Source organism: Actinomadura sp. CNU-125, assembly GCF_001942465.1.
Classification (GTDB): Bacteria; Actinomycetota; Actinomycetes; order Streptosporangiales; family Streptosporangiaceae; genus Spirillospora.
Map to the genome: position 1 here is coordinate 24,671 of NZ_MKJY01000444.1, position 19,032 is coordinate 43,702.

The window sequence follows — 19,032 nt, forward strand, 5'->3', positions numbered from 1 at the left end:
CGCATGCGCGACCAGGACTTCGGCGAGCAGGCTTTCTACCGGGAGGCGCGGGGCGGATCGCGCGGCCCGCTGGAGGGCGTGCGCGTGCTCGGCGTCACCAAGGTGTGGTCCGGCCCGCTGGCCACCTGCGTCCTCGCCGACCTCGGCGCGGACGTGATCAGCGTGGAGCTTCCCGAGAAACGGGACGGCCAGGTGCCGCCCGTCATCCCCGGCACGGAGCTGTCGTGGTTCCGCGAATCCGTGCATCGCAACAAGCGCAGCGTCGCGCTCGACCTGCGGGCCGACGAAGGACGGGCGCGTTTCCTACGGCTCGTGTCCACGGCGGACATGGTGGTGGAGAACTACCGGCCCGGCACGCTCGCGGAGTGGGGCATCGGTTACGACGACTGCAGGCGGGTGCGGCCGGACATCGTCTTCGTCTCCGTCTCCGGCTGGGGCCAGTACGGACCGAAGACCCGCGAACCGGCGTACGACCCGGTCGTGCAGGCGGCCGGCGGCTGGATGGCGCAGAACGGGCTGCCCGGCGGTTCGCCGGTGCGGGCTCCCACGTTCCTCGCCGACGAACTGGCCGGGCTGCACGCGGCCATCGGCGGGCTGGCCGCGCTCTCCCACCGGGACCGCACCGGGGAGGGGCAGCACGTCGACGTGTCCATGCTGGACAGCCTGCTGTTCAGCAGCAGCGGGCTGCCCACGCTGGCCGCGACCGGCGCGCCCCCGCCGCGGCTCGGGAACGAGACCGACTTCGTCGTGCCGTCGAACGTCTACGCCTGCTCGGACGGCCACGTCTACCTCGCCGTCGCTCTGAACAAGCACTGGCGCGCCCTCGCCGAGGCGATGGGCCGCCCCGAACTCGCGCGCGCACCCGGCTACCGGACGAACGAGGAGCGGCTCGCCGATCGCGACGGGATCAACGGGATCGTCGCCGACTGGTGCTCCGCGCGCACGGTGCGAGAGGTCCTCTCGGAGCTGTCGGGGCGGGGCCTCGTCGTCTCCGCGGTGCGGACGTTCGCGGAGGCGGCGGCCGACCCGCACGTGGCCGCCAGGCGCACGCTCGTCCCCACCAGGCTCAGCGACGGCACGGTGGTGCCGCTCGTCGCCCCGCCGGCCCGGTTCTCGCGGACGCCGACCGGGATCCGCCGGGGCGCTCCGGCGCCCGGTGCGGACACCGCGGAGGTGCTGGCCGAGGCGGCGGTCCCGGAACGGCGCCCGCGCCCGGGAAAAACGGATCGGGCCGACCACGCCGACCACCAAGCAAATTAGAGTAACGACCTTTTCGTGTCCAGCGTCTAGTGTGCATAAAGGAAAGGCGACCAGGGACGGTGGGCGGCGGATCGATGCGGTTCGGGAAGAGAAAGAATAATTCGAATTTCGGTCTCTATTTCAACGAATCGATCGAGGAGGCGGAGTGACCGGCCGGCAGGGTGTCCTGGTCACCGGGGCGTCGCGGGGCATCGGCCGCGCGGTGGTGCTGAGGCTCGCCCGCAATGGACACGCGGTCGCGGGCTGCTTCGGAAGTGACGGGCCCGCGGCGAAGGAAACCGAGGCGGAGGTGCGGGCACTCGGGGTTCCCTGCCATTTCGCGGCGTGCGACGTGGCCGACCCGGACGCGACCGAGGCGTTCATCGCCGACGCCGAAGAACGGCTCGGGCGGCTGGGGCTCCTGGTCAACAACGCCGGCATCGCCCGTGACGCTCCATTGGTTCTGTCCTCCAAGGAGGACTGGGACGCGGTTCTGGCGACCAATCTCTCCGGCACCCGCAATTTGTGCCGTTCCATGGCCTTCCGCTTCATGAAGAGCGGCGGCGGCGCGGTGGTGAACATGTCGTCGGTGGCCGGCGTGTACGGTAACGCCGCTCAGACGGCCTACGCCGCGAGCAAGGCCGGGATCATCGGTTTCAGCAAGTCCCTGGCCAAAGAGGTCGCCCGGTACGGGGTGCGCGTGAACGTGGTCGCCCCCGGGTTCATCGAGACCGACATGACCGGTGCGCTCCCGGAGAAGCTGCGGGAGCAGGCGCTCACCCAGATTCCGCTCGGGCGTTTCGGCCGGCCGGAGGAGGTCGCCGACCTCGTCGCCTTCCTCCTGTCGGAACGGGCGGCCTACGTCACGGGCCAGGTCTTCCAGGTCGACGGCGGGATCCTGCTGTGAGAGCCGCCGCCCCGGCCGGATGGACCCCGGTCATGAAGCCGCCCGCGGGGGCGGCGCCGCTCCGCGCGGTGGACGCCTGGCATTGCGAGCGCGACGGCACGAGGCTCGTCCTGCGCACCCAGACCCTCGTCCGCCGCGACGACCCGAACCTGCGCGGGCACTTTCCCGGGCAGCCGATCTTCCCCGGCGTCTTCGTCGTCGAGGCTCTGTGCCAGGGGATGACGCTGGCCTTCCCCGAGTCCGCTCCGGAACTGGTCGCGCTCCGGTCGGTCCGGTTCACGGCCCCGCTCCTGGCCGACGACAGGCTGTCGGTGGACGCCGTCGTGGAGCCCCGGGACGACGGCGGCTGGGACGCCGACGCGACCGGTCGCCGCCGGGACGGCACTGTCGCCACCCGCGTGCGCGCGCGGTTCGCCCCGTCCGGCGCGGCATCGCCGGCGGCGGGACCGGCCGCCCGGCGACGCGCCGCAACGCCGTCCACGGGGCGGGACGGCCGGCGGGACGGCGGCCGCCATGCCCGTGACCACCGGCAGGTCCGGACGGTGCTGCCGCAGCGGCATCCGCTGCTGCTGGTGGACCGGGTGCTGGACATGGAACCGGGGCGCTCCATCACCGCCGTCAAGGCCGTCACCGGAACGGAACCGGCATACGCGAGGCTCGCCGACGACGCCGGTCCCGGCCACTACCGCTACCCCCGTTCGCTGCTCGTCGAGTCGCTCGGGCAGACCGCCGCGCTGCTCTGGCTGGACGGCGCCCCCGCCGCGGCCGACGGCGCGGTGCTGATGTTCGCCGCCGCCAGGGACGTGCTCTTCGAGAGCCATGCGCTCCCCGGCGACGTCCTGCGGCACCACGTCCGGCTCGAGTCGGTGGTCGCCGACACGGCCTTCGCCTCGGGCGAGACCTGGATCGGCGACCGGCGCGTCGCCGCCGTCCGCTCGCTCATCGCCACCCGGCGCTCCGTGCGCCCGACAGAACTCGCGCCGCCCGGCCCCCGGGGCGGCGGCGCGGGCACCGGCCGCGCGGGCGGTGCCGCACCCACCGATGAAGCCAGGGAAGGAACAGGATGACGCAGAAAGAGCAGCTGGAGCAGCTCCGGGAGATGATCGCCGAGGTCCTCGAGGTGGAGCCCGAAGAGCTCACCGACGACGGCGACTTCGTCGAGGACTACGAGGCCGACTCGCTGCGCGCCATCGAGATCCTGGCGCGGATCGACAAGGTCCACAAGGTGGAGATCCCCCAGTCGGAACTCCCCGAGCTGCGCAACCTCAAGTCCGTCCACGCGGCGCTGCTGCGCCACTCGGGTCGGGGCTGAGCCATGGTCCGCGTCGCGGTGACCGGCCTCGGCCCGGTGTCGAGCATCGGGGTGGGGACGCGGGACTTCGCCGCCGCGCTGCGCGCGGGACGCTCCGGAATCTCCCGGATCACCAGCTTCGATCCGTCCGGGTTCCCGCACCGCAACGCCGGCGAGGTGCACGGCTTCGACCCCGCCCGGACGCTGCGCAGGCTGGACCCGGCCCGCTGGGGCCGGTCCAGCCAGTTCGCCGCGAGCGCGGCCCGGCTGGCCATGATGGACGGTGGTCTCGACCCGGCGGACGTCGCGCCCGAGCGCGCGCACGCCGTCATCGGGACCACCAGCGGCGAGTCACAGGTCGTCGAGGCCCTGACCGCCCAGATCGTGAACGGCGACTTCGCCGCGCAGGACCCGGCCGTGCTCGCGCAGCTGCCCGCCGGCCGACTGGCCAACGCGGTCAGCACGGAGCTGGGCCTGCGCGGTGAGTCGCTGACCATCGCCACGGCCTGCTCGGCCAGCAACTACGCCATCGGATACGGCTACGACCTGCTCGTCACCGGTGCGGCGGACATGGTGCTGGCGGGCGGTGCGGACTCGGTGTGCCGGTGGGCGCACGCGGGCTTCTACCGCCTCGGAGCGCTGGCCCGGGACGCCTGCGCGCCGTTCGACCGCGACCGGACCGGCATCGTCACCGGCGAGGGCGGCGCGGTGCTGATGCTGGAGACCTTCGAGCACGCCCGGGCGCGCGGCGCCAGAATCTACGCCGAACTGCTCGGTTACGGCTCAACTGCGACGCGGTGCATCCGGTCGCGCCGGACGCCGAGAGCGTCGCCGAGTGCATGCGCCTGGCGCATCGCAACGCCGGTGTGAAGCCCGAGGACGTGGACTACATCTGCGCCCACGGCACCGGGACGCCCACCAACGACCTGGTGGAGAGCCGGGCGATCCTGGAGGTCTTCGGGGACCGGCCGCCCCCGCTGAGCTCGATCAAGTCCATGATCGGCCACACCATGGGCGCGGCCTGCGGCTTCGGCGCGATCGCGGCCGTGCTGGCCATCGACCAGGGCTTCCTGCCGCCCACGGTCAACTGGGTCTCCCCCGACCCGGAGATGCCGGGCATCGACCCGGTGCCCAATACCGCCAGGCCGGCCGAGGTGCGGATCGCGCAGAACGACGGGTTCGCCTTCGGCGGTAACAACGCGATCGTGATGTTGGGAGCCGCCGCGTGACCGCCGTGACCGTCACCGGATGGAGCGTGCTGACCTCGGCGGGCGCGGGCGCCGCCGTACTCGCCGGCGCCCTGCGGGGGCGGGCGCCGGCCGGCCGTGGCGACGTCGTCACGGACATGTACCCGGAGCCGCTTCCCGAGCCCCGCGCGCACGTGCTGACCGACTTCGACGTCCGCGCGCGCCTCGGGCGCAAGGGCACCGGATCGTACGACCGGGCCACCGCCCTCGCCGTCGTCTGCTGCCAGGACGCGCTGCACGAGGCGGGGACGATCGTCGACGACGCCACCCGGGCCAGGGTCGGCGTCGCGCTCGGCACCAGCCTCGGCAGCTTCAAGTCGACCAGCGACTATTCCCGAGAGACCCTCGTCGCGGAGCGTCCCTACCAGGTCAACCCCCTGCTGTTCCCCAACACGGTGATGAACGGGGCGGCCGGTCAGGTCGCGATCCGGTTCGGGCTGCGCGCGGTGAACGCCACGATCGCGGGCGGTCCCCTGGCGTTCCTCAACGCGGTCCGCTACGCCGCCAACGCCATCGACCGCGGCTACGCCGACGTCATGCTGACGGGGGCGGCGGAGGAGTTCAGCCCGCACCGCGCCTGGGCCTCGCACCTCACCGGCGCGACCACCGCCGTCGCCTCCGGCGAGGGCGCGGCCGTGTTCGTCCTGGCCGCCGACGGGGGGCCGCCGGAGTGGGCGGGGACCCGGCGGGCGGCGCGCGTCCTGTCCGTCGCGACGGGTTTCGGACCGGACGGCGCCGAAAGCGTCGACGAGGCCCTGGCGGGCTGCGTCGCCCGCGCGCTCGCCGGCGCGTACGCGTATCCGGGAGAGGTGTCGGCCGTGCTGACCGGCGAAGCGGGCGAGGACGACCTCGCCGAGTACGGGCCCGCCGTCCGGGCGCTCGGGCACCGCCCCGAGCGGATCACGACCAAGGCCCTCTTCGGCGAGTGCGACGCGGCCTCCCCCGCGATGGGACTCGGCGCCCTGCTCGCCTCCGGCAGGCTGGGCGCCGCCCGCGACGGCCTGTGCCTGGTCACGGCCAGGGGGCCCGACGGCGCGGTCGGCGCCGCGCTCGTGGAGGGAGCCGCCGATGCCGGCGCTGATCGCCGCTAGCGCGGTGCGCACCTGCCTCGGGACGGGCGAGGAGACCTTCGCCGGGCTGCTGCGCGGAGAGTGCGGCGCCGGACCGCTGCGGTTCGGTGATCCCGGGGCGCTGAACGTGGCGGCGGGCTACCACGTTCCGGACGGCGACCCGGCACGGCCCTTCCGCGCCGGGCGGCTGCTGGCCGGGTGCGTGGCCGACGCGGCCCGGCGGGCCGCGCTGGACACCTCCCGGCAACGAGTGATCGTCGTCGTCGGAACCGGCCTCGGAGAGCTCTCGGCCATCGAGGACCGGGCCCTGAACGGCACCGCCGTCGCGCTCTCGGACCTGCACTTCGGCGCCGCCGTGCGGGCCGTCCTGCCGGGCGCGGCCGGGGTGACCACCGTCTCCAACGCCTGCGCCGCCGGCGGTCACGCGCTGGCGCTGGCGCAGGACCTGGTCGAACTCGGGGAGGCCGACGCGGTGGTGGCCGCGGCGACCGACACCATGACCCGGTCGATGCTGACGATGATCGGCAAGGTGGGCGACCCGCCGGCGGACCGGGTCAGGCCGTTCGACCGGAACCGCCGCGGGGTGCTGCTCGGCGACGGCGCGGCCGCCGCCGTGGTCGTCCCGGAAGGCGCTCCGGGGCCGGTGCTGGCGCGGCTCGCCGGGACCGGCCTGTCCTGCGACGCCCGCCATCAGACCGCTCCCGACGTCGCGGGGATCGGCCGGGCCATGCGGGACGCGTTCGAGCGCACCGGCCACGAGCCGTCCGACGTGGATCTGGTCGTGGCGCACGGAACCGGGACCGCCCTCAACGACCCGGCGGAGTGCGAGGCCCTGCGCGCGTCGTTCGCCGACGGCCGTTCCGGGACCGGGGCAGACGGCGTGCCCGGCGAGGGACCGCTGGTGACGGCGGTGAAGGGTGCCGTCGGCCACACCTCGGGCAGCGCCGCGCTGGTCAACCTGGACGTGGCCGTCCGCTGCCTGACCGAAGGCGTGGTGCCGCCGGTGGTCGGGCTCCGCAGCGTCCTGGACGAAGGAGAGGGACTGCGGTTCGTGACGGGTTCTCCGGTCCGGCGGCGACCGCGGCTCGTGCAGTCCGACGCGTTCGGCTTCGGCGGAGTCAACGCGGTGACCCTGCTGGAGGCCCCGTGAAGCCCCCCGTCCTGGCGACCGGGTGGAGCCTGTACCTTCCCGGGACGCGGCCCGCCGGGGCCGCCGCCGAACACTTCGGCCCGCTCCGCGGGGGCTGGGCGGAGGCCGAATCGCCGCCGCCGGGCGAGGCGGCGTCGGTGCTAGGGCGCAAGGGCCTGCTCGGTAAGGAGCCCGCGACCCGGCTCGCGCTCTGCGCCGTCCACCGGGCCCTCGGCCTCCCGCCCGGCCGCCGCCCGGCCGGGGCCGACCCCGACCCCCGGACGGCCGTGGTCGCCTGCGGGAACCTCGGCAACGCGGAGACGGTGGCGAACGTCGCCCGCGCGGTGGCCGCCGGTGAGGCCGGATCGGTCAGCGTTCTCGACGCACCGAACGTCTCCGGGAACGTCATCGCCAGCACGGTCGCGCTCTGGCACGGCTTCGGCGGTCCCAACCTGATGGTCTGCTCGGGCGGGGCCGCGGGATTCGACGGTCTGCGCCTCTCCATGCTCCTGCTGCGCGCCGGCCGCGCCGACCGGGTCGTCCTCGTCGGCGCGGAACCCGCCGACGCGACCGCCTCGGGACTGCACGCGGCGTCCCCGCCGCCGCGTCCGCCGTTGCACGCCGGCGCGGCGTGCCTCGTGCTCACCCGCACGGCGGACGTACCCGCGCGGGCGGTCCTGATCGAGGACGTGTCCGGCGCGGCACCCGACGCCGCCGCTCCGAGCGGGGCGCCGCTCGCCAGGGTCGGGCCCGGCGGGTTCGATCCGGCCGCGCACTGGGGAGACACGGCGCGGGCGGCCTCGTCGCACTCGCGCTGGCGGCGCACCTCGCCGCGGACGAGGGCGTCCCGGCGGTCGCGGTCCGCTGCGCGTCGCCGGACGGCGCGGGCGCGGCGCTGGTCCGGCCGGCCGGAGGTGAGGGACGGTGACCGGGCGGGCCTCGCCGCCGGTGGGCGTGCGGACCCTCGCCGAGGGCGAGCCGGGTGCGCCGCTGGTGGTCTTCGCGCACGGACTCGAGGACTCCTGGACGAGCTGGCGCCCGCTCGCCGCGGCGCTCGACCCACGCTGGCGCGCGCTCGCCCTCGACCTGCCCTGGCGGCCCGGCAACGACTACGGCTGGCGCGGCCGCCCCGCCCGCCACTGGCTGGGGCTCGGGCTCGACCTGGTCGGGGAACCGCCCGCCGCGCTGGTCGCGCATTCCTTCGGAGCGAGCACGGCCCTGGAGCTGATGTGCGCGCGCGACCGGCGGGTCGGCGCCGCGGCGGTTCTCATGTGCCCGCTCTACCGGATGCCGTCGCAGCCGGTGAGCAGGCACGCGTTCGAACGCGCGCGGGCGGCGTTCGTCCAGCACGTTCGGGACGGCGTGCGGGCCAAGATGGGCGACCGCGCCGACGCGCTGGACCCCGAGGTGCTCGCGGCGATGATGGACCGGGCCGTCGACCGGGTCGGCCCGCTGGCCTTCCTGGCCGTCTTCGAACGGTTCGTGGAGAGCGCCGCGCTCGGCCTGGGCGACATCTCCCTGCCCGCGCTCGTGCTCGCCGGCGGCGCCGACCCCACGCTGTCGGAACGCGCGGCGGCCGCGCTCGCGGCGGCCATCCCCGGCGCCGACCTGCACATCGACCCGGACTACGACCACTTCTGCCATCTCCGGAACGCACAACGCATCGGTGGCCTGGTCGGCGACCTCGTCGGCTCGGCCCATGCGCAGGACAGAACGGCGGGACGACCCAGATGACCCAGACCATGGAACCGACGGTGGTGCACGGCCGCCCCGCCCGCGAGGGCGCCAACATCCGCACCTGGATCGGCTTCAAGCACTTTCTCTATCTGGTCGAACAGGCCGTCCTGCAATGGGCGGCCGACCAGGGCGCGGGGGCCGCGGCCCTCTTCCACGACCACGGCCTCGGCCTGCGGATCGTCGACTGCTCGGTGCAGCTGCCGGCCGTTCTCGAACTGGACGACGACGTGCGCACCGAGGTCGCGGCCCGCGCCGACGGTCGGCTGGACGTCCGCATCGTCGTGTTCCGCGACGGCCGGGAGGTCACCGCGCTCCGCGGCAAGGTCGGCCTGGCGATCACCCGGGAGCGCGCCGCCGAGCGGCAGCGGCCCGCCCCGCCTGCGCTCGCCCGCTGGGAACGCGAGCCGGTGCCGCCGGACCCGATCCGCGTCCCGCCGGGCAGCCGGGTGGAGGACGTGATCGCGACCGGACCCGGCGCCTACCTGTGGTCGTGGCGAGCCCCGTACTACTACTGCCAGTACTCCGACGGTGTCCAGTTCTCCGGCTTCGTGCGGGCGCTGGAGGAAGTGGTCGACCGCTTCCTCGCCGACCGCGGGATCTCCGTCGGCCGCATGCTCCGGGAGCGCGCGTGGATCCCGGTGGTGTCCAGGGTCGGTCTCCGCCTGTTCTCTCCCGCCCAGATGGAGGAGGAGATCCACACCGTCTTCCGGGTGCGGGAAATCATGCGCGGAGTGATGTTCGACGCCGACATGGACTGCTACGTCCGCCGAGGCGACGAACTGGTGCACGTGGCCACCGCCCGCATCCTGCACGGGTACGCGATCGCCGCCGGCGAGGGGGCCGGAGGGCTGGCCGAACTCGACGACGGGGTCGTCGGCGCGCTGCTGGGGAGCGGGACGTGAGAGGGCGTCCGCGGCTGTACTTCTCGTTCCGCAGCCCCTACAGCTGGCTGACCGTGGACCGTCTCCGCCGCACGGCGCCGGACGCCTTCGAGGCGATGGACCTGTTTCCGTACTGGGATCCGGACGAACGCACCGGTGCGGCACTGGCCGGCCTGGGCGGCGAGTTCCACTACGTGCAGATGAGCAGGGCCAAGCACCTCTACATGCTGCTCGACACCAAGCGGCTGGCCGAGCGGCAGGGCATGCGGATGGCGTGGCCCGTCGACGTCGACCCCTGGTGGGAGCCGCCGCACCTGGCGTGGCTGTACGCGCGCAGGCAGGGCAGGGCGACGCGGTTCTACGACGCGATCGTCGAGGCGCGCTGGGGCCGGGGAGAGGACATCTGCCTCCCCGAAACGGTCCGGGCCGCGGCCGAGCGGGCCGGACTGGACCCCGACCGAGCCGCGGCGGCCCCCGACGACCCGGATATCCGGGAGGAAGCGGCCAACTGCCTCTATCAGGCGTATCTGGACGACGTGTTCGGCATTCCCTATTTCAAGTGGGGGCGGCACCGGTTCTGGGGGTTCGACCGCCTGGACGCCTTCCTGGACGTCTGGCGGCCCGCTACGGAAGGAGCGAGGGCATGACCGAGACCGAGATCGGGGCCGGCACGACGGCGCTGGGAGACCACGCGGACGAGCACGGGCGCGAGCACGACCCGTGGGCGGGCATCCCGGCGGAACTGCTCGACGCGGCCCGGTCCTACGGCACCGATACTCCCGGCGGCTGCGGATGAGCCGCGCGCGGCGTACACCCGACGCCGAACGGCTGTACCGCAAGCAGCGCCTCGCCGCAGCGCTGCGGCTGTTCGCCCGGCACGGCTTCGACGAGGGCGCGGGCGGCCACATCACCGCCCGCGACCCGCAGCGGCCGGACCGGTTCTGGATCAACCCGTTCGGCGTCCACTTCGGGCACGTGAGCGTCAGCGACCTGCTGCTCGTGGACGCGCCGGGACCGTCCTGGAGGGAGAGGGGACGGTCAACCCGGCGGGGTTCGCCATCCACTCCGAGGTGCACGCGGCCCGCCCGGACGTGGTGGCGGCCGCGCACACGCACTCCGTCCACGGCCGGGCCTGGTCGACGCTCGCCCGGCCGCTCGACCCGCTGACCCAGGACGCCTGCGCGTTCTACGGCGACCACGGCGTCTACGACGGTTTCGGGGGCGTCGTCCTGGACTCCGCGGAGGGCAAGCGCATCGCCGCGGCCCTCGGCGGCGGCAAGGCGGTCATCCTGCGCAACCACGGCCTGCTGACCGTCGGCGGCACGGTCGCGGAGGCGGTCTGGTGGTTCCTCACGATGGAGCGGTCGTGCCAGGTCCAGTTGCTCGCCGAGGCCGCGGGCGCCCCCGTGCACATCTCCGACGACGTCGCCCGGGACACCGCCGCGACCATGGGCGCGCCGGGCATGGGACGGCTGAACTTCAGGCCGCTGTACGACGACATCGTCCGCGCCGAACCCGACCTGCTCGATTGACCGGAGCCGCCCGGCCCGGAGAGAGGAAAAACGTTCATGCCCACCTTGCTCGACCGACACATCGCGCACGACGGCGACGGGATCGCCGTGGCCGACGACGACGGTGCGCTGAGCTGGGCCCGGCTCGGTGAGCGGGTGAACCGCTGGTCGGACCTGTTCGCCCGGCGCGGCCTGCGCCCCGGGGACAGGGTCGCCTGCGTCCTGGGGAACCGGCGGGAAACGTTCGAGGTGCTGCTCGCGTGCCTGCACGGCGCCTCACGGCGGTGCCCGTCAACTGGCATCTGACCGACGGGGAGATCGCGTACATCCTCGCCGACTCCGGGAGCAGGGCTCTGGTGACCGAGAGGGGGTACCTGTCCGCGACCGCCCGTGCGGCCGAGACGGCCGAAGCGGGGGACGCCGGGGCCGACACCCGCGATCGACGGTTCGTGCTCGGCGACATCGACGGAAAGGGCTTCGAGGCGGTCGAGCCGCTGCTGGCGGCGGGCGACGGCGGCGAGCGGGACGACCAGGTCTGCGGTGCCACCATGCTCTACACCTCCGGCACGACCGGGCGGCCCAAAGGCGTGATCAACAACCTCTTCGTGACCGGCGCCCCCTTCTCGGACGTCGATCGGCTCGGCCGGTACGCCGGCGCGGTGCTGCGGATACCGGTCCGGGAGCGGGTGCTCCTCGACGGCCCCTGGTACCACTCGGCCCAGTTGTTCTTCGCCCTGCTCTCCCTGCTGCAGGGCTCACGGCTGGTCATCCGCCCCCGCTTCGAGCCGGCGGCCACCCTCGAGACCATCGACCGCGAGCAGATCACGGCGGTGCACCTGGTACCGACGCAGCTGTTCCGCCTGATGCGGCTGGACGAGCCGCTGCGGCGCGAGTTCTCCGGCGCGAGCCTGCGCGCGGTCTGGCACGGCGGCGGCCCCTGCCCGGACGACGTGAAACGGCGGATGATCGAGTGGTGGGGCCCGGTGCTGCTGGAGTACTACGGCGCCACCGAGGGCGGAGCGGTCACCCTCATCGACTCGCGGGAGTGGCTGCGCCGCCCCGGCAGCGTGGGCCGGGCGGTTCCGGCGTACGAGATCCTCGTCGTCGACGGGGACGGCGCGCCGCTTCCTGCCGGACGGACGGGCAGGGTCTTCGTCCGCCGCAAGTCGGGCGGCACCTTCAGCTTCCACAACGCGCCGGACAAGACCCGGGCCGCTCACCTCGAGCCGGGGGTCTTCACCTTCGGCGAGATCGGCCGTCTCGACGAGGACGGCTACCTGTTCCTCAGCGGCCGCGAGCAGGACATGATCGTCAGCGGCGGGGTGAACGTCTACCCGGCCGAGGTCGAGGAGGTGCTCCTGCGCCACCCCGGCGTGCAGGACGCGGCGGTGGTCGGGCTCCCCGACCGGGAGTTCGGCGAGCGGGTGACCGCGGTCGTCCAGCGCGCGCCCGGAGCCCCGGTGGAGATGGCCACGGTGCTGGACGCGCACTGCCGTGCCTCGCTCGCCGGATTCAAGTCCCCGCGCGCGTACCGCTTCGTGGACGAACTCCCCCGCGAGCCGACGGGCAAGCTCCGCAAGGACGCGCTGCAGGCCGTGTTCGAGGACGCGGCCGGCGTCGGGGGCCTGCTGTGACGCGGCCCGCCGACGCGGCCGGGCAGGACCCCGGCGGCCCGCGCGAGCGTCCCGACATCGCCCACCCGGTGACCTATGCGAGCGGGGTGCCGCACGGGGAGTTCGCGCGGCGCCGCCGGGAGGAGCCGGTGGGCTGGGTCGAGGAGCCGCTGCTGTTGCGGCACGGCGCGGGCGGGCGGATGGCCCAGCGCGGCAGCGGATTCTGGGCGGTCGCCTCGCACGAGCTGGTCACGTCGGTGTCGCGCCGACCCGAGGAGTTCTCCTCGGCGGCCAAGGGCGCGTTCCTGACCGATCCGCGCACTTCCGCCGACCTGCGGCAGGCGAGGGAACTGCTCGTCAACATGGACGCGCCGCGGCATCTGCGCATCCGCAGGCTGATCACCTCCGTCTTCACCCCCAGGGCCGTCCGCGCCCTCTCCGCGTCGGTCGCCGCGCACGCGGAGTCGCTCGCCGAGCGGGTCGTCGCGGCCGACCGGTTCGACGTGGTGGCGGACCTCGCCGCGGAGCTGCCGCTGCTCGTGCTCTCCGATCTGCTCGGGATGGAGCACGAGGATCGGCATCTGCTGTTCCGGTGGAGCAACCACCTGGTCGGTTTCGACGACCCCGAGTACGGCGGCGGCGACATCGACGTCTACCGCGCCACGTTCGCCGAAGCGTTCCAGTACGCCCTGCGGCTGGCGGCGGAGCGTCGCGAGAATCCGGGCGGCGACCTGGTCAGCCGGCTCGCCACCGCCGAGGTGGACGGCGAGCGCCTGTCCGATCGGGAGTTCTGTTCCTTCTGGCTGCTGCTGATCGTCGCCGGCAACGAGACCACCCGGCACCTGATCAGCGGCTCCCTGCAGGCGCTGGCCGATCATCCGGCGGAGCGGGACCGGCTCGTCTCGGGCGAGGCCCCGCTGGACGCGGCGGTGGACGAGCTGGTCCGGTGGGTGACGCCGATCATGCAGTTCCGCCGGACCGCGACGCGCGACACGGTCCTGGGCGGGCGGCGCATCCGGGAGGGAGAGAAGGTCGTCATCTACTACACGTCCGCCAACCGCGACGGCGCGGTGTTCGACGGGCCCGACCGCCTGGACCTCGGCCGCTCCCCCAACCCCCACCTGGCGTTCGGGATCGGCCCCCATTTCTGTCTCGGCGCCCACCTGGCACGGCTGGAGCTGAAGCTCCTGCTGAGCGCGCTGTGCCCGCACTCGCACGCTTCCGGCGGCTCGGCCCGGCGACGAGGCTGGAGTCCAACTTCGTCAATGGTGTGAAGAAGATGCCGGCGCGCTTCGCCTGACCGGCTGCGCGGGGCGGCCGCCGGTCAGGGATCCTCGACGGGCAGGACGCCGTCCAGGCCGGTCAGGACCAGAAGCTCGCGGAGCGCTGTTCCGGGGGCCCGGAGGACGACGCTTCCGCCGAGCCGGCGCGCGGCCAGCTGAAGCCGCGCCAGCACTTCGAGCGTGTTGATGTCCGGGTCGTGGAGCGCCCCGAGATCGCAGACCACCTCGGTGGCGCCCGGCGACACCATCATGTCCCGCAGCCGTGCGCTGAGCGGTTCGATGTCCGCGACGGTGAGCGCGGGGCCGAGGAACAGCACGTTCCCGTTCGTACCGGGGGCACGGGCTTCTCCGTGCTGCACGTGGTCGTTCCGCACCCGGTCGTCTTGTACCTGGCGGTCGTCTTGCGCGTGGTCGTCGTGCATGGCACTTCCGTCCGCATCTCGGGGGCGGGGGCGACATTCGCAGGGCGCGAAGAAGCGGCCGGGGGCCGCTCCATGCCCCCGGCCGCGGTCCGGTCCGGTCTTCGTCAGCCCGCCGGGGACGGCACGGCCGCGGCGGTCCGGGTGGTCGGCGGCCCGGACGGCGGCGTCCCGCTCTTCAGCACCCGGTAGATCATGTCGGGGCTCATGAGCGCGTCGGCGGGGTCGACCAGCCCGGCCACTCGCATGAACGTTCGGGTCACCTCCGGGTCGCGCGTCGCGGCCGAGTGCATCAGCGCCGAGTAGGCGTTCATCATTTCCACCATCGGCGGCCTCGGCCCCTCCACCTCCGGGTAGGCCAGGTCGCCCCCCGCGGAGATCTGCCAGGGAGCCTCGATGACGCCCGCGATGTCCTTCAGGAACGCCAGCGGGTCGGGGACGCCGCGGCCGAGGTGCGCGCGCAGCGTCAGCGCCTCCATCGCCGCCACGGTCATGCCCTGCCCGTAGACGGGGTTGAAGCTGCAGGCGGCGTCGCCGATCACCAGCAGCCGCTCGGGGAACCGTTCGAGCTGCTCGTAGTGCCGCCGGACGCTCGCCGGGTAGGTGAAGGCGATCGGATCGTCGAGCGGCTTCGCGTTCTTGATGACCTCGTAGACGTCCGGCACCTCCATGGACCGTGCCCACTCCAGGAAGCCGTCCGGGTCGGTCGGCGCGGCGTCGCCGAGCACGCCGGTCAGCGACACGATGCAGCGGCCGCCGTCGATGCGGGAGAAGAAGGCCCCGCGGGGATGCGACGGCGAGGACACCGGGTTGATCGACAGGTCGCCGTCGAGGATCGACTCGTCGGGCAGCCGGTAGTGCCGTGTGGTGTAGGTCAGGTCGATCTTGATCCGCTGCTCCGCCGGCCGGTCGTAGCCGAGCTCCGCCAGCCACACGGGAGTACGCGAGCCGCGACCGGTCGCGTCGACCACCAGGTCGGCGGCGAGCTCCTCGGCGGCGGTCTCGACCCCGCGCCGCTTCACCCGCACCCCGGTCACCCGCGCGCCGTCGTCGGTGGCACAGAGCCCGAGGATGTCCGTTTCCTCTAGGAAGCGAACGTTCGTCCAGTCCCCCAGGGACCCGCGGACGTGCGCCTCCAGCACGGGCCGGTCCGCCGAGACGCAGACCAGCCCGGTGGCGGCCGGACGTAGCCGCCGGCCGTTGAAGAACCAGCGCAGTTCGCCGAGATCCCCGGTGGGGATGCCGGCCGCGACCGCGCGCTCGGTGAAGCCGGGGAAGAGCTCGTCGAGGATCTGCTGCCCCCGGGCGAGCAGCCCGTGGACGTGCCGTCCCTGCGGGACGCCGCGCCGGGGCGTGCGCACCGCGGACAGCTCGTCCCGGTCGACCACCAGCACCTCGTCGTAGGCGTCTGCGAGCACCCGGGCCGTGAGCAGTCCCGCCATGCTCCCGCCGAGCACCACGGCCCGCCGGCCCACGTTCGTGTCGGAATCGGTCACCGTCGTCTCCTAGGGTCGTGGGTCCTTGCCGGGGTCGCCCGGCTCAAGCCGGATTGCGGGGACAGTTCTGGTACGAGGCGAGCCGCCACTCGCCGTCGTGCTTGACCGCCAGCCAGGAGGCACGGATCGCGTCCTCGTCGGCCAGATCCTCCCGGCCGGCGGCGATCACGCCGCCCTCGGTGATGAGGAGGCACACGTCCGGGCCGAGGAACCGTATGTTGAGGGGCTGGCCGGTCACCCGGGTGCCCTTGAAGACTCCGGTGAACGCCTCCTTCATGAAGGCGGCGATCGCCTCGCGCCCCGCCTGGTAGACGCCGGGGAGGAGCAGCGTCCCGTCGTCGGTGAACAGGCCGCCGAAGCCCTCGGCGTCGTGCTTCGCCCAGACCTGAACGAGTCGCTGAGGGAGCCGGGCCACGGCGACCTGGTCTTCCGCCGAAGTACCGGAGCCGGTGGGGCGTTCAGCCGTCATTTCATTTCCTCTCCACGATGATCTCGTATCCGCCGTGCGCGCACTCAGATCCTTTCGTGACCCTAGAGGCCCGACAATCTTCTGGATTGCTCTACAGATCTCTCGGAAAGGCAATCCAACGGATGAGGGTGTTCGCCTCCCGATGTCACTATTCCCGGGACCATGGACAATTCTTCGGAGGAGGACAGGGGTGGCACTCGCTCAAGCACCGTCACGGACGGAACTCGTTCGCAACGCGGCGTCGCTGACGCCGCTGCTCAAATCGCATGCTTCCTGGCACGAGCAGAACCGGCGGCTGCACGATGAGACCGTCGAGGCGCTCGCGGACGCCGGGGCCTTCCGGCTGCGGCTCCCCGCCCGCTACGGCGGGTACGAGGCCGACGCCCGTACCGCCGTCGACGTCATCGCCGAGCTCGCCCGCGGCGACGGGTCCGCGGCGTGGGTGGCCGGCGTGAACGCCATCACCACCTGGATGGCGGGCCTGCTGCCCGACGAGGTCCAGGACGAGGTCTTCGCCGAACCCGGTACCCGCCTCTGCGGCACGCTGAGCCCCACCGGCATGTGCGTGCCCGCGGACGGCGGCGTCGTCCTGAACGGCAAGTGGGGCTTCATCAGCGGCGCGCACCACGCCCGGTGGCAGGTGATCGTGGCGATGGCGCCGGCACCGGACGGCGGGTTCTGGCCCATCATGACGGTCGTGCCGATGACCGAGCTCACCATCGTCGACGACTGGGACACCTCGGGGCTGCGCGGTACCGGAAGCGTCAGCACCGTGGCCGAGAACGTGTTCGTGCCGCAGGCGCGGATCCTGCCGCTGCCGCTCGTGCTGGCCGAGCAGTACGCCTCGGCCGCGAACGCGAATTCGGCCGTCTTCCGGGCCCCGCTCCTGCCCACCGCGTCGGCGCTGTCGGTGGGGACCGCGGTCGGCCTGGCCGCCGCGGCCCGGGAGGAGTTCTTCGAGCGGCTGCCCGGCCGGAAGATCACCTACACCGGATACGAGAACCAGCACGAGGCGCCGCTGACCCACCTGCAGGTCGCCGAGGCGACGATGCTGATCGACGAGGCCCGCTTCCACGCGCACCGGCTCGCCGACCTCGTCGACGCCAAGGGCGCGCAGGCCATTGAGGGCGCGGGCGGCGCGTGGAGTCCGGAGGAGCGCGTGCGTGCGCGCGCCGACATGGGCCGCGCGTGCCGACTGTCGAAGGACGCCGGGGACGTCCTCGGCCAGGCCAGCGGCGGGTCGTCGATCTACAGCGACGTGCCCATCCAGCGCATCACCCGGGACCTGAACGCGATCGTGATGCATGCGCTGATGCACCCGGACACCAACGACGAACTCTACGGCCGCGTCCTCTGCGGCCTCGAGCCCGACACCCTCTACATCTGACGGGTCCGGCGCCCGCCGCCGCGTACACGAGAGGACCGCCGCGGACGATCCGCGGCGGTCCCTTCGTGTGGATCTGCGTCCCAGCTCGTGCTTTCTGCGAGGAGACGCACACAGGAGGAGATGCGGGTCACGAGACGTGCGGACCGGCCGCGGGGACCTCCCCGCGGCCGGCTCGATGTTCCCGGGCGCTCGTCAGGGCGCGCAGGGAGCGAGATCGCCGGTCGGCGCCTCCTGCGGCTCGGGCCCGAAGAACAGCGTCGCGCACTGCTTCAGGAACTCGGGGTTCTCCTCGGGGATCCAGTGCCCGGTGTCAGGGGCGACCGCCTGCCGCACGTCGGTGGCCACCTGCCGGAACGACTGCGCCACGGCGGGCCCGAAGACCGATTCGGAGCCCATGGCCAGCACCGGCATCGCCAGCTTCTCGCCGGCGCCCGCCTTGTTGTCGGCGGCGTTCGCCGGGAACGCGCGGTAGTACTCGAACCCGGCGCTGAGGCGGCCGTCGTCGGCGTACGCGGCCATGTACGCCCGCTGCGCGATGGCGTCGGGGTACTTGGCCGAGCTGTACAGCCAGCCGAGGTAGGTGCGGACGTCCCGCCAGCCGTCGATGAGGTCCTCGGGGACCGGCCCGGCCGTCTGGTTGAACAGGAAGTGCCAGCTCAGTCCGTAGGCTTCCTCGAGCCCGAAGCCGTTGAGCGGGGTCTCCAGCGCGGCGAGCCGGGACACGTCCTCGGGGTAGTCGCGGGCGTAGGAGTAGGCGACGAGCGAGCCGAGGTCGTGGGCGAGGATCCCGACCTCGCCCAGGCCGAGCGCCTCCGCCCCCTGGTGGACGCGCGCCGCGGTCGTCGCGGTGTCGTACCCGCCGGACGGGATGTCGGACCGTCCCAGCCCGGGCAGGTCGAACGCGACGACCGTGTGGTTCTCGGCCAGCGCGGGCATCACCTTGCGCCATTCCCACCAGGTCTGCGGCCAGCCGTGCAGCAGCACCAGCGCGGGGCCGGAGCCCATCCGCACGTAGTGCAGGTCGCCGCCCTCCACCGGCACGGTTCCCTCGGTGGCCCCCGGGAGGCCGGCGGCCTGCGCCGCGGTTCCGGTCGCGGCCCCGGACCGGGAGGGACCGGAGTCGTTCCCGAACTGGCGCCCGCCGTCGAGCCGACAATGACGACGGCGGCGGTCGCGACGGCGCCGATGCCGCTGCGCCACCACTTCGTGCGCCGCCTGCGGGCCTCGGAGGAGGCCACCGCCTCCTCGAGGTCGTTCCGTTCTTCCTGCTGCGGCATTTCGGTTCCCTTCGTGTCGTACGCGAGTGGAGCGATCCGGCTTCCGCGGTCGGCGTTCCGCGCCGCCCCGATGACC

20 protein-coding genes and 2 pseudogenes are annotated in these 19,032 nt (G+C 73.4%); 18 read left to right on the plus strand and 4 right to left on the minus strand.

Annotated features, from left to right (window positions below; genetic code table 11):
* Window positions 1-3: 3 nt before the first annotated feature.
* The 17 genes and pseudogenes from BJF79_RS36765 (at window position 4) to BJF79_RS36830 (ending at window position 13,899) form a co-directional block, all read left to right on the plus strand.
* Window positions 4-1,260 (plus strand): CaiB/BaiF CoA transferase family protein, encoded by a 1,257-nt coding sequence (locus BJF79_RS36765; protein WP_075904348.1) that lies wholly within the window; start codon window positions 4-6, stop codon window positions 1,258-1,260.
* Between the two features lie 145 nt (window positions 1,261-1,405).
* Window positions 1,406-2,146: a beta-ketoacyl-ACP reductase gene (locus tag BJF79_RS36770; protein WP_075904349.1), complete on the plus strand. Its 741-nt coding sequence runs from the start codon at window positions 1,406-1,408 to the stop codon at window positions 2,144-2,146.
* Between the two features lie 32 nt (window positions 2,147-2,178).
* Window positions 2,179-3,213, plus strand: a complete 1,035-nt coding sequence (locus BJF79_RS63405) for a polyketide synthase dehydratase domain-containing protein (RefSeq protein WP_075904351.1) — start codon at window positions 2,179-2,181, stop codon at window positions 3,211-3,213.
* The gene (locus tag BJF79_RS36780) at window positions 3,210-3,458 is read left to right on the plus strand and encodes an acyl carrier protein (RefSeq protein ID WP_075904353.1); all 249 of its coding nucleotides are present in this window, start codon (window positions 3,210-3,212) and stop codon (window positions 3,456-3,458) included. Before BJF79_RS63405 ends, BJF79_RS36780 begins: the two co-directional genes overlap by 4 nt.
* Window positions 3,459-3,461: 3 nt before the next feature.
* On the plus strand, window positions 3,462-4,307 hold the full coding sequence (locus BJF79_RS36785) for a beta-ketoacyl-[acyl-carrier-protein] synthase family protein (protein WP_262403103.1): 846 nt from the start codon (window positions 3,462-3,464) through the stop codon (window positions 4,305-4,307).
* Window positions 4,277-4,666, plus strand: coding sequence for a hypothetical protein (locus tag BJF79_RS63410; protein ID WP_262403104.1), 390 nt, complete (start codon window positions 4,277-4,279; stop codon window positions 4,664-4,666). The genes BJF79_RS36785 and BJF79_RS63410 overlap by 31 nt, the downstream gene beginning before the upstream one ends.
* On the plus strand, window positions 4,663-5,775 hold the full coding sequence (locus BJF79_RS36790; protein WP_075904436.1) for a beta-ketoacyl synthase N-terminal-like domain-containing protein: 1,113 nt from the start codon (window positions 4,663-4,665) through the stop codon (window positions 5,773-5,775). Before BJF79_RS63410 ends, BJF79_RS36790 begins: the two co-directional genes overlap by 4 nt.
* Entirely contained in the window at window positions 5,753-6,904 is a 1,152-nt protein-coding gene (locus BJF79_RS36795; RefSeq protein ID WP_075904355.1) for a beta-ketoacyl synthase N-terminal-like domain-containing protein, read from the plus strand. Before BJF79_RS36790 ends, BJF79_RS36795 begins: the two co-directional genes overlap by 23 nt.
* A 137-nt stretch (window positions 6,905-7,041) precedes the next feature.
* Window positions 7,042-7,428: pseudogene (locus BJF79_RS67745) on the plus strand (beta-ketoacyl synthase N-terminal-like domain-containing protein); the annotation flags it as partial.
* 379 nt (window positions 7,429-7,807) lie between these two features.
* A complete protein-coding gene (locus BJF79_RS36805; RefSeq protein ID WP_143220734.1) occupies window positions 7,808-8,617 on the plus strand; it encodes an alpha/beta fold hydrolase in 810 nt (269 codons plus the stop codon).
* Entirely contained in the window at window positions 8,614-9,522 is a 909-nt protein-coding gene (locus BJF79_RS54410) for a thioesterase family protein (RefSeq protein ID WP_075904437.1), read from the plus strand. The genes BJF79_RS36805 and BJF79_RS54410 overlap by 4 nt, the downstream gene beginning before the upstream one ends.
* Complete coding sequence (locus BJF79_RS54415) at window positions 9,519-10,148, plus strand: 2-hydroxychromene-2-carboxylate isomerase (RefSeq protein ID WP_075904359.1); 630 nt, start codon at window positions 9,519-9,521, stop codon at window positions 10,146-10,148. The genes BJF79_RS54410 and BJF79_RS54415 overlap by 4 nt, the downstream gene beginning before the upstream one ends.
* Entirely contained in the window at window positions 10,145-10,297 is a 153-nt protein-coding gene (locus BJF79_RS56395) for a hypothetical protein (RefSeq protein ID WP_158079407.1), read from the plus strand. The genes BJF79_RS54415 and BJF79_RS56395 overlap by 4 nt, the downstream gene beginning before the upstream one ends.
* Window positions 10,294-11,033 (plus strand): annotated as a pseudogene (locus tag BJF79_RS36820) (class II aldolase/adducin family protein). Before BJF79_RS56395 ends, BJF79_RS36820 begins: the two are co-directional and overlap by 4 nt.
* 36 nt (window positions 11,034-11,069) lie before the next feature.
* The gene (locus BJF79_RS52070) at window positions 11,070-11,318 is read left to right on the plus strand and encodes an AMP-binding protein (RefSeq protein WP_083734524.1); all 249 of its coding nucleotides are present in this window, start codon (window positions 11,070-11,072) and stop codon (window positions 11,316-11,318) included.
* On the plus strand, window positions 11,273-12,646 hold the full coding sequence (locus tag BJF79_RS36825; protein ID WP_262403105.1) for an AMP-binding protein: 1,374 nt from the start codon (window positions 11,273-11,275) through the stop codon (window positions 12,644-12,646). Before BJF79_RS52070 ends, BJF79_RS36825 begins: the two co-directional genes overlap by 46 nt.
* Complete coding sequence (locus BJF79_RS36830; protein ID WP_262403106.1) at window positions 12,643-13,899, plus strand: cytochrome P450; 1,257 nt, start codon at window positions 12,643-12,645, stop codon at window positions 13,897-13,899. The genes BJF79_RS36825 and BJF79_RS36830 overlap by 4 nt, the downstream gene beginning before the upstream one ends.
* 50 nt (window positions 13,900-13,949) lie before the next feature.
* Here BJF79_RS36830 and BJF79_RS36835 read toward each other — a convergent pair whose 3' ends face one another.
* From BJF79_RS36835 to BJF79_RS36845, 3 genes are all read right to left on the minus strand, one after another.
* Entirely contained in the window at window positions 13,950-14,330 is a 381-nt protein-coding gene (locus tag BJF79_RS36835) for an STAS domain-containing protein (RefSeq protein WP_075904361.1), read from the minus strand.
* Between the two features lie 104 nt (window positions 14,331-14,434).
* Window positions 14,435-15,823, minus strand: a complete 1,389-nt coding sequence (locus tag BJF79_RS36840; RefSeq protein ID WP_262403107.1) for an FAD-dependent oxidoreductase — start codon at window positions 15,821-15,823, stop codon at window positions 14,435-14,437.
* Window positions 15,824-15,866: 43 nt separating this feature from the next.
* Window positions 15,867-16,292 (minus strand): SgcJ/EcaC family oxidoreductase, encoded by a 426-nt coding sequence (locus BJF79_RS36845; protein WP_075904362.1) that lies wholly within the window; start codon window positions 16,290-16,292, stop codon window positions 15,867-15,869.
* A 190-nt stretch (window positions 16,293-16,482) separates the two neighbouring features.
* Here BJF79_RS36845 and BJF79_RS36850 point away from each other — a divergent pair, with 190 nt between their 5' ends.
* Window positions 16,483-17,679 carry an acyl-CoA dehydrogenase family protein gene (locus BJF79_RS36850; protein ID WP_143220735.1) on the plus strand — a complete coding sequence of 399 codons (1,197 nt, stop codon included), beginning with the start codon at window positions 16,483-16,485 and terminating at the stop codon, window positions 17,677-17,679.
* 192 nt (window positions 17,680-17,871) lie between these two features.
* On the opposite strand, the gene BJF79_RS36855 is transcribed toward BJF79_RS36850, so the two are convergent.
* Window positions 17,872-18,720, minus strand: coding sequence for an alpha/beta fold hydrolase (locus tag BJF79_RS36855; protein ID WP_262403108.1), 849 nt, complete (start codon window positions 18,718-18,720; stop codon window positions 17,872-17,874).
* Window positions 18,721-19,032: the final 312 nt, after the last annotated feature.

Bases quoted from the DNA above. Each gene is read 5' to 3' on its own strand.
- BJF79_RS36765 (WP_075904348.1), top strand. From the start codon at position 4: ATGCGCGACCAGGACTTCGGCGAGCAGGCTTTCTACCGGGAGGCGCGG.
- BJF79_RS63405 (WP_075904351.1), top strand. From the start codon at position 2,179: ATGAAGCCGCCCGCGGGGGCGGCGCCGCTCCGCGCGGTGGACGCCTGG.
- BJF79_RS36780 (WP_075904353.1), top strand. From the start codon at position 3,210: ATGACGCAGAAAGAGCAGCTGGAGCAGCTCCGGGAGATGATCGCCGAG.
- BJF79_RS36785 (WP_262403103.1), top strand. From the start codon at position 3,462: ATGGTCCGCGTCGCGGTGACCGGCCTCGGCCCGGTGTCGAGCATCGGG.
- BJF79_RS63410 (WP_262403104.1), top strand. From the start codon at position 4,277: ATGCGCCTGGCGCATCGCAACGCCGGTGTGAAGCCCGAGGACGTGGAC.
- BJF79_RS36795 (WP_075904355.1), top strand. From the start codon at position 5,753: ATGCCGGCGCTGATCGCCGCTAGCGCGGTGCGCACCTGCCTCGGGACG.
- BJF79_RS54410 (WP_075904437.1), top strand. From the start codon at position 8,614: ATGACCCAGACCATGGAACCGACGGTGGTGCACGGCCGCCCCGCCCGC.
- BJF79_RS56395 (WP_158079407.1), top strand. From the start codon at position 10,145: ATGACCGAGACCGAGATCGGGGCCGGCACGACGGCGCTGGGAGACCAC.
- BJF79_RS52070 (WP_083734524.1), top strand. From the start codon at position 11,070: ATGCCCACCTTGCTCGACCGACACATCGCGCACGACGGCGACGGGATC.
- BJF79_RS36835 (WP_075904361.1), bottom strand. From the start codon at position 14,330: ATGCACGACGACCACGCGCAAGACGACCGCCAGGTACAAGACGACCGG.
- BJF79_RS36845 (WP_075904362.1), bottom strand. From the start codon at position 16,292: ATGACGGCTGAACGCCCCACCGGCTCCGGTACTTCGGCGGAAGACCAG.